The following is an 8742-nucleotide window of genomic DNA, read 5'->3' on the forward strand; positions in this document are numbered from 1 at the left end:
GGCAAATGGCGATTGATACAAAGCGTTTACAGGCAATCATCGATGAAAAATTAAAGCCTGTCGTAAAAAAAGTAGATGAACAGGCGTTTTATGCGGAGGATTATATAATCGCATTAGGAGAAGCAGGATTCTTCGATTCTACGACAAAAGACGAGGCCACAATTTTGCAGGATGAAGCATTCGTTGTGTTAGAAACAGCAAAGGTTTGTATGACAACGGCGTTTTGTGTATGGTGCCATTTAGCTGCTCTAACGTATATTCGAAAGTCGAGCAATCAATATTTGCGAACAGAGCTTTTGCCGAAGCTAGAAAATGGTGAATTATTAGGTGCAACAGGCTTATCGAATCCAATGAAATTTTACTCAGGGCTTGAAAAATTACACCTGTCTGCTGAAAAGGTAGAAGGTGGCTATGTCATAAACGGTATTTTACCTGCTGTTTCCAATCTAGGGAAGCGCCATTATTTTGGTGCAATCGCGAGTGTAGGGAAGCAAGAAGTCATGGTGCTTGTATCAACACAAACAAAAGGACTTGAGTTAAAAGAGAAGGTCGGTTTTATCGGTGTGAATGGGAGTGCAACATATACGTGTAAATTCGATCATGTCTTTATCCCACAAGAGCAAGTGATTGCTGAATTAGCAGGTGCCTTTTGTGAAATCATTCGTCCGACATTTATTTATTATCAAGTACCACTTGGCGCAGGTGTTATTGCAGCAGCAGCAGCAGGAATTGAAAAGGTCAAGGCGAAGCAAAACGGTTGTAATGAGTATTTGCAAGTGCAAGCGAACAAGCTATATGAAAACTATGACCGCATTATGAATGAACTGTATGCGCAAGCGAAAAATGTTTCATTAAACAATATTGTAGAAACACGCCTACAAGCAGTTCAGGATACATTAGAGGCAGTACAGGCGAATATGCTTCATAATGGTGCAGCAGGCTATGTAGCAGGTAGCATTGCCTCTCGTAAATTACGCGAAGCCTATTTCTTTGCTAACTTAACACCGACTGTTCGTCATTTAGAAAAAATAAAAGCAAAATTGCAATGAAATAAATAGCGCGTAGGACTCTGTAAAATGAAAGACCAGCGATTACTTACTCTTATTGTAAGGGATTGCCTTTCATGTGACCTAATATATTCAATGCAGTACATCACTTAATAATTAAGTGGTGTACTTTTTGTTTTATAAGTTCATAACGAATAAATTAAGAACGTATATTTCCATTTGGGTAATGGTTGCTTTCCGCTCCGGCACTCGCTTTCCACGGGCGAGATCAAGCCTCCTCGTCGCTCATGCTTCGGTGCTCCTGTCGCTACGCTTTCGTCGCAAATAAATTTCCTGCGGGGTCTTGATTGTCTCGCTTTTCCCGTAGGAAGCTGTGTTCTGTAGCGAAAGGCGTAATGCCGTCAGCTACACTCTCGTGCCTCCACTACAAGCAACTGTTGTTCCATAAAATAATGGATTTCTAAAAAATAATGAAAGACCCTCATTGATGAAAGTAAAAGCTTGAGCGATTATACATGCAAACTAAAAGAAAATGATTGCTTTTAGATAAGAGAAATTTTTTCTAGAATATTGAGAAGTATTTACTTTTGCCGTAGCGCGCCATAGCCACAGGAGCCGGAACAGGAGATCCAAACAGGCCGCGCCTGTTTTAGCTCCTGTGTAGGCTGTGGCAAAGCGCGGAGGCTACGATTATGCTTTCTTTTAATAGCTCTTACTATTTACCTGGAATTTTTATGATGAATCTTTGCTCATTACGAGTTATAAGGATGAAATTTTAAGAGGTAACCGTATAAAACAATAAAAAGGGTAGTGCATCATTTTGACATATAAGTCACACAATACAATGCAATGTATTATCCATTATTCTGCAACTACTAGAGCTGGAAATAATGAGTAGAAGGTGTTAAATCATGATTAATTTTATTGGTGTGACTTATGAGAATACCCTGGAAAAAGAAATCACTTTAAGTCATGTGAATTTGTCTAACTATAAGTGGGTTTGGGTGGATTTTAATGCCCCTACGGATGAAGAAATACGGCATTTAGCAGATACTTTTCATTTTCATCCCCTTGCCATTGAAGATTGTGTCTATAGGTTACAAAGACCTAAATTAGATTATTATGATAATCATACTTTTTATGTGACACATATTGTGAAGGAGGAAAATAAAGAAATTATAAAAGAACAATTAGATTTTTTTGTTGGAGAAAAATTTGTCGTTACTTTTCATCGGAAACCGTCGAACGAAGTAACCCAAGTGAGGGATCGATTGTTTGCTCAAAAAAACTTGGATAAATGGGATACTTTTTATGTGTTTTATCAAATTTTGGACAAGATTGTAGACAACTACTTCCCACTTATTTATAAGATTGAAGATGAATTAGACAAAATTGAACATAATACACAAAATAAATCGATGAATAATTTAATGACTCAATTATTTGATACAAGATATATGTTATTGAATTTAAGGCACACGGTTAACCCAATGAGGGATTTGCTTTACCGTATGTTAAATTCCCATCATTTAATTGAAATTAAGAATAGAAGAGAATATTTTTCTGATATTTATGATCATTTATTGAAATTATCAGAAATGGTTATGTCGAATCGAGAGTTGACTGCGGATATAAGAGACAGTTATTTGTCATTGAATGCTCACCAAACGAATAATGTAATGAAAGTTTTAACAATTATTACATCTATTTTTGCTCCCTTAACTTTTATCGCAGGGATATATGGAATGAACTTTGAAAATATACCTGAATTAACTTGGAAATATGGTTATTTCCTTTCTCTAGGCATAATGTTGATCATTGGCGTATTGATGTATCTTTGGTTTAGGAGAAAGGGATGGTTCCAATAATTACTTGTTGGACGAATGGTGGTGCTGTAAAAATAGGATTATCACTATTCAAAACTTCATCTAAAACAGTTAAGGAAGAATTATGTTATTGCAACACCTCATGCTTTTTATAGTCTGTGGCAATAGTAGGTAACTCTTGATAAGAAGTAGTAACGACTTTATTTAATCCTTCTCGGTCCAATGTAAGTGCTAATACTTCTGTATTTTCACTTTTTATGAGCATATACCAAGCGAATGTAAATGTATCAATTGTTTCGATTTTTTGGATATCTTGTAGCATATTATACGTATTTTTTAATAGCATATCTTCTGTTAAAAACTCGGATGTTTGTAATTGTAATAATACATCTTCTTTATCGTCCGTTGGTGTTACTTGAATATCTAAAATGGCATTCTCCAATAGATGTGTAGTTGAAATTTGTGCGATAGTGGTCATTGTTGAGTAACCTGGTGTTGTTTGTGTTACTCTGTTTTCCAGCTGATTTTGTTGCTGATCGCTTGGTTCATCTACCATGAAAATATTGATACCGCCAACAATAATTAAAAGGAATAATAAAACCATGTATAGCTTCGTGAATTTTCTAAACATTATAGTCCCTCACGTTCCTAGTTGTTCTATTTGGGATTATACGAAGGAATAATTATAAATGCAAATCAGTAGTTGTAAAATCCATCATAAAAGAGGTGACTCGAAGACAGAGCCACCTCTAGTTTGTTAAATAGCATGTTCATCGTCGTATTCTTTAGGCAATTGTTCCTTATAAAAGAGGAATGATTCGTCTTCTAATTGATGCATCTTTTCTTCGTTAATACCAATTGCTAGTACACCAGAAAAAATTGTTTCCCACCATGTTTCAGTAATAATCATAAAAATTGCCTCCTTCTTTTCGCTAAAACTACATGTCTTATTATTCGGAAAATTTTGGCACCTTAGCTATTCATTTGTAAACGGCTAAAGCAAATGTTACGATTTCTGAAAAGCCACAAAGGATTTTATAGATTATTTATGTAATCTATATCGTTAATATGTGTGATTGAATATAGATTATGCATAAATTTTTTTAAAGCTCTGTTTAAGTGAAGTGTTGATATTATAAAATAATGTTCTTGCTTTATAAAAGAGGAGGATATGGTTATGCGTTATACACAGCTAGATGTTGAACAAATGATTGATGAACAGCGTACTTTTTATTTCACACGTGCCACAAAAGATGTGATGTTTCGTAAAAATCAGCTTTTAAAATTAAAGGAAACAATAAAAAAATATGAGCAAGATGTCGTACAAGCATTACAGCAGGATTTGCATAAGAGTGAATTTGAGGCGTATGCAACAGAAATTGGCATTGTGTACGATTCAATTTCGTATATGTTAAAAAATATTGAGGCATGGATGAAGCCTGAAATGGTGAAAACGCCGATTCAATTCCAGCCAGGAAAAAGCTTGATTGTGCGTGAACCATACGGTGTTGTCCTGATTATCGCGCCGTTCAATTATCCATTCCAATTAGTGATGGAACCGTTAATTGGTGCTATTATTGGTGGAAATACAGCGATTGTGAAACCGTCTGAATCCAGCGTACATACAGCGGCAATTGTGAAAAAAATACTTGAGGAAGCATTTGAGCCTCGTTATGTGCGTGTTGTGGAAGGTGAAAAAGAAGAAGTGACAGCACTGATTCATGCACCGTTTGATTACATTTTCTTTACAGGAAGTGTAGCAGTCGGAAAAATCGTAGCAAAGGCAGCAGCAGAGCGTCTAACACCAATTGCTTTAGAGCTTGGCGGTAAAAGCCCCGCAATTGTCGATCAAACTGCTAATTTAGAAGTCGCAGCGAAACGCATTGCTTGGGGAAAATTCAACAATGCTGGGCAAACATGTGTAGCTCCAGATTATGTACTTGTCCAGCGCTCTGTTTATAAAAAGTTTGTAAAAATCATGCAAAAAACGATTATGAACTTCTATGGTCAGGACGCACAAACAAGTAAAGATTTTGGCCGTATTATAAACGAGCGTCAGTTCCGCCGTTTAGAGGCCATTTTACAAGCAGAAAGGGCCAATATTACATTTGGTGGAAAAATAGATAGCGAGGATTTATATATCGAGCCAACAATTATTGAAAATGTTGATTGGAATAGCCCCGTCATGGAGGACGAGCTATTTGGTCCCATTATGCCAATCATGGCTTATGAAGATTTACCGCGTGTTATCCATTGTGTAAGGAAGCTACCGAAGCCACTTGCTGCCTATTTATTTTCTGAAAATGAGCAGGCGATTGATTACTTTTTAGAAGAGTTGCCATTTGGCGGTGGTTGCATTAATGATGTCATCACTCATGTTGGTAATGTTCATTTACCATTCGGTGGGGTAGGTCCTTCTGGTGTGAAGGCTTATCACGGAAAGGCGAGCTTTGAAAACTTTACGCATCCGAAGTCTATCTTAAAGCGCTCCAATAAATTAGCGAATAATTTATTATTCCCACCATACAAACAAAAAGTAAAATTAGTGCGTACCATTATGAAATAAATAATAGGCTCGCTGTCAATGACAGCGAGCCTTCTTTTCGCACATTTTAATTACGGATGAGATAATCAAAGGCGCCTAGTGCAGCTGTTGCACCTGAGCCCATAGAGATGATGATTTGCTTATAAGCACTATCTGTACAGTCGCCCGCTGCGAACACACCAGGGATTGTTGTAGCCCCGTGCTTATCCACAACGATTTCACCCATACGTGTTTTTTCAAGTTGATCACCTAACCAGTCTGTGTTTGGCACAAGACCGATTAAAATGAACACACCTTGTAAATCGATATGGTGTTCTTCGCCAGACTCACGGTCAATATACGAAATACCATCTACTTTATCTGTACCTGTAATTTCTTTTGTTTGTACATTTTTTAGCACCGTTACATTCGGTAAGCTATAAAGGCGATTTTGTAATACTTGGTCTGCCTTTAGCTCTGGCATGAATTCAAGAACCGTTACATGGTTTACAATCCCTGCAAGGTCGATTGCTGCTTCGATACCAGAGTTACCACCACCGATCACCGCTACATCTTTCCCTGCAAATAGAGGGCCATCACAGTGTGGACAGTACGCTACACCTTTATTTTTGAATTCGGCTTCACCTGGAGCTCCTACATTGCGCCAACGAGCCCCTGTTGAAAGAATGACTGTTTTACTTTTCAGTACAGCCCCATTTTCAAGTTCGATTTCGATGAACTCTTTTTTCTCTAAACGTGTTGCACGTTGTAAGTTCATCACATCGATTGGGTAATCTTTTACATGCTCTTCAAGGCTGGCCACAAATTTTGGCCCTTCTGTTGCCTTTGTACCGATAATATTTTCGATTGCTAATGTGTCATTTACTTGACCACCAAAGCGTTCTGCCACAATACCTGTACGAATGCCTTTACGCGCTGCATAAATTGCTGCACTTGCCCCTGCTGGACCACCGCCTACAACAAGTACATCGAAAGGTTCTTTGTTATCGAATTCTGAAGCGTCTGGACCGCCACCTAATTTGCCTAAAATCTCTTCTAATGTCATACGTCCGCTACCGAATGTTTCCCCATTTAAGAAGACTGTTGGTACGGCCATAATATCTTTGCTTTCCACTTCTTCTTTAAATGCTGCGCCGTCGATCATTGTGTGCGAAATGTTCGGATTTAACACACTCATAATGTTCAGTGCTTGTACAACATCCGGACAGTTGTGACAACTTAAGCTCACATATGTTTCGAATCGATATTCGCCTTTGATATTTTTAATTTGATCAATGACGTTTTGGTCTACTTTCGGTGCACGACCACTAACTTGTAGTAGTGCTAGCACTAATGATGTAAATTCATGTCCTAGTGGAACACCAGCAAACACGATACCTGTGTCTTCGCCAACACGGTTTACGCTAAAGCTAGGCGTTCTATGTAGCGATACTTGTTCCACTTGGATAAGAGAAGACATTGATTTTAATTCATCTACTAAAGCAAGCATGTCGCGTGATACATCGTCTGAGCCCACGCTTACTTTTAGCACGATATCGCCTTCTAACAGCTCTAAATATTGCGCTAACTGTGCTTTAATTTCTGCATCTAATTTCATTAGGAATCTTCTCCTTAGATTTTACCTACTAAGTCAAGGCTTGGTTTAAGTGTTTCAGCACCTTCTTGCCATTTTGCTGGACAAACTTCGCCTGGATTGTTACGTACGTATTGAGCCGCTTTAATTTTATTTACTAAAGTTGAAGCGTCACGACCGATACCGTCAGCGTTAATTTCAACAGTTTGTACAACACCGTCTGGATCGATGATGAATGTACCGCGTTGTGCAAGACCTGCTTCTTCGTCTAACACATCAAAAGTGCGAGAAATTGTGTGAGATGGATCACCAATCATGATGTATTCGATTTTACCGATTGCTGGTGAAGAATCATGCCAAGCTTTGTGTGTGAAGTGTGTATCAGTTGATACTGAGTAAACTTCTGCACCTAACTCTTTTAATGTTGCGTATTGGTTTTGAAGATCTTCTAATTCCGTTGGGCATACGAAAGTGAAGTCTGCTGGGTAGAAGCAAACTACGCTCCATTGACCTTTGAAGTTTTCTGATGATACATCGATGAATTCACCTTTGTGATAAGCTTTTGCTGAAAATGGTTCTACTACTTTACCGATTAATGACATTGTTTACTTCCTCCTTGATTACATAAGGTAATTGCAATAATTCCTTTTTTATAATAATTATTGCCTATGTGGAAATTATGGTGGAAAACGGCTGGGTTTGTCAACCCTCATCATATCCTGAATTCTCCCCAATTATGCATATTATAGATGAAACAATCCCCAAGTGATAAGGTTCACGCACGTTTGACTACAATAGGTTTCGCAAAAATGTCGAAAATTAGACATAAATCTTCCGAATATTACCGAATAAATTTTTATAAACAATCGCAGTAACTACAGTAATAAGTATAGAAATATCGTTCATAATGAGATAAGTTAATAGTGAATAAATAGGTGGGAGGCATAAATATGGATCAATTTATGAAACGAGCAGTGGAATTAGCTATTCAAAATGTGCAGGAAGGTGGACAGCCTTTTGGTGCCGTGCTTGTGAAAGATGATCAAATTGTAGCAGAAGGTGTGAATGAGTTACATAAATCATATGATATTAGTGGGCATGCGGAATTGTTAGCGATCAGAAGAGCACAGGAAAAGATACAAACTCATCAGTTAACAGGTTATACGATGTATGCGAGTGGAGAACCTTGCGCCATGTGTTTAACAGCGATGTATTTTGCGGGAGTGGAGACGGTATTTTATTGTCAGTCCGTAGAAGATGCAGCTGGAGTAGGACTGGAGAAATCACAATTTATTTATGGAGAGTTGCAAAAGAAAAGGGAAGAACGAGCACTTACAATCAAACAGATGAAGTTAACAGAAGAGCAAAAAAACCCAATGCAACTTTGGAAAGAGCAAGCGTAAATTGAAACAAGAGGATTTTTTGAACTTTCATTCTCATTTAAGATGGATTTTTTGAGAATGTAGAATGGCATTTATTTTATAAAGAGCAAGTTACATCGTTACGGATATAGCTTGCTCTTTGCTGTTATTTAACCTAACTTACTTCCGTAATGATATTTGGGAAACTAATTAAAATGCTTGTACCGATGTTTTCTTCACTTTGAATTGTAATCGTTCCTTGGTGGTCTTGAATAATTTTATTTATAATCATCATCCCAAGGCCAGTCCCTTTAGATTTCGTAGTATAGAATGGCTCAAAAATACGCTCTAATGAGGGCACTGAAAAACTTACATTTTTTTAAATGAACAATCAAAAAAAGGCAACTAGCGTTCAAAATGAACTGAAGTT

9 protein-coding genes are annotated in these 8742 nt (G+C 37.5%); 4 read left to right on the top strand and 5 right to left on the bottom strand.

Annotation, left to right across the window (positions count from 1 at the left end; translation table 11 throughout):
- Positions 1-5 precede the first annotated feature (5 nt).
- On the top strand, positions 6-1049 hold the full coding sequence (locus tag AC3II9_RS13555) for an acyl-CoA dehydrogenase family protein (RefSeq protein WP_489156223.1): 1044 nt from the start codon (positions 6-8) through the stop codon (positions 1047-1049).
- Between the two features lie 869 nt (positions 1050-1918).
- Complete coding sequence (gene corA, locus AC3II9_RS13560; RefSeq protein ID WP_489156225.1) at positions 1919-2875, top strand: magnesium/cobalt transporter CorA; 957 nt, start codon at positions 1919-1921, stop codon at positions 2873-2875.
- A gap of 85 nt (positions 2876-2960) precedes the next feature.
- Here the strand turns inward: corA and AC3II9_RS13565 are convergent, their stop codons facing one another.
- Together AC3II9_RS13565 and AC3II9_RS13570 are read right to left on the bottom strand one after the other, a co-directional pair.
- Positions 2961-3464 (bottom strand): hypothetical protein, encoded by a 504-nt coding sequence (locus AC3II9_RS13565; protein ID WP_489156227.1) that lies wholly within the window; start codon positions 3462-3464, stop codon positions 2961-2963.
- A gap of 126 nt (positions 3465-3590) precedes the next feature.
- Entirely contained in the window at positions 3591-3743 is a 153-nt protein-coding gene (locus AC3II9_RS13570; RefSeq protein ID WP_391376082.1) for a hypothetical protein, read from the bottom strand.
- A 267-nt stretch (positions 3744-4010) separates the two neighbouring features.
- Here AC3II9_RS13570 and AC3II9_RS13575 point away from each other — a divergent pair, with 267 nt between their 5' ends.
- A complete protein-coding gene (locus AC3II9_RS13575) occupies positions 4011-5399 on the top strand; it encodes an aldehyde dehydrogenase (RefSeq protein WP_489156229.1) in 1389 nt (462 codons plus the stop codon).
- Positions 5400-5445: 46 nt separating this feature from the next.
- Here the strand turns inward: AC3II9_RS13575 and ahpF are convergent, their stop codons facing one another.
- Complete coding sequence (gene ahpF / locus AC3II9_RS13580) at positions 5446-6975, bottom strand: alkyl hydroperoxide reductase subunit F (RefSeq protein WP_489156231.1); 1530 nt, start codon at positions 6973-6975, stop codon at positions 5446-5448.
- A 14-nt stretch (positions 6976-6989) separates the two neighbouring features.
- Complete coding sequence (ahpC, locus tag AC3II9_RS13585) at positions 6990-7553, bottom strand: alkyl hydroperoxide reductase subunit C (RefSeq protein WP_489156233.1); 564 nt, start codon at positions 7551-7553, stop codon at positions 6990-6992.
- A gap of 348 nt (positions 7554-7901) precedes the next feature.
- On the opposite strand from ahpC, the gene AC3II9_RS13590 reads away from it, so the two are divergent.
- Positions 7902-8354 carry a nucleoside deaminase gene (locus AC3II9_RS13590; RefSeq protein ID WP_489156235.1) on the top strand — a complete coding sequence of 151 codons (453 nt, stop codon included), beginning with the start codon at positions 7902-7904 and terminating at the stop codon, positions 8352-8354.
- Positions 8355-8487: 133 nt separating this feature from the next.
- Here the strand turns inward: AC3II9_RS13590 and AC3II9_RS13595 are convergent, their stop codons facing one another.
- Positions 8488-8673 (bottom strand): ATP-binding protein, encoded by a 186-nt coding sequence (locus AC3II9_RS13595; protein ID WP_489156237.1) that lies wholly within the window; start codon positions 8671-8673, stop codon positions 8488-8490.
- Positions 8674-8742 lie beyond the last annotated feature (69 nt).

This window comes from Lysinibacillus sp. RU7 (assembly GCF_057837305.1).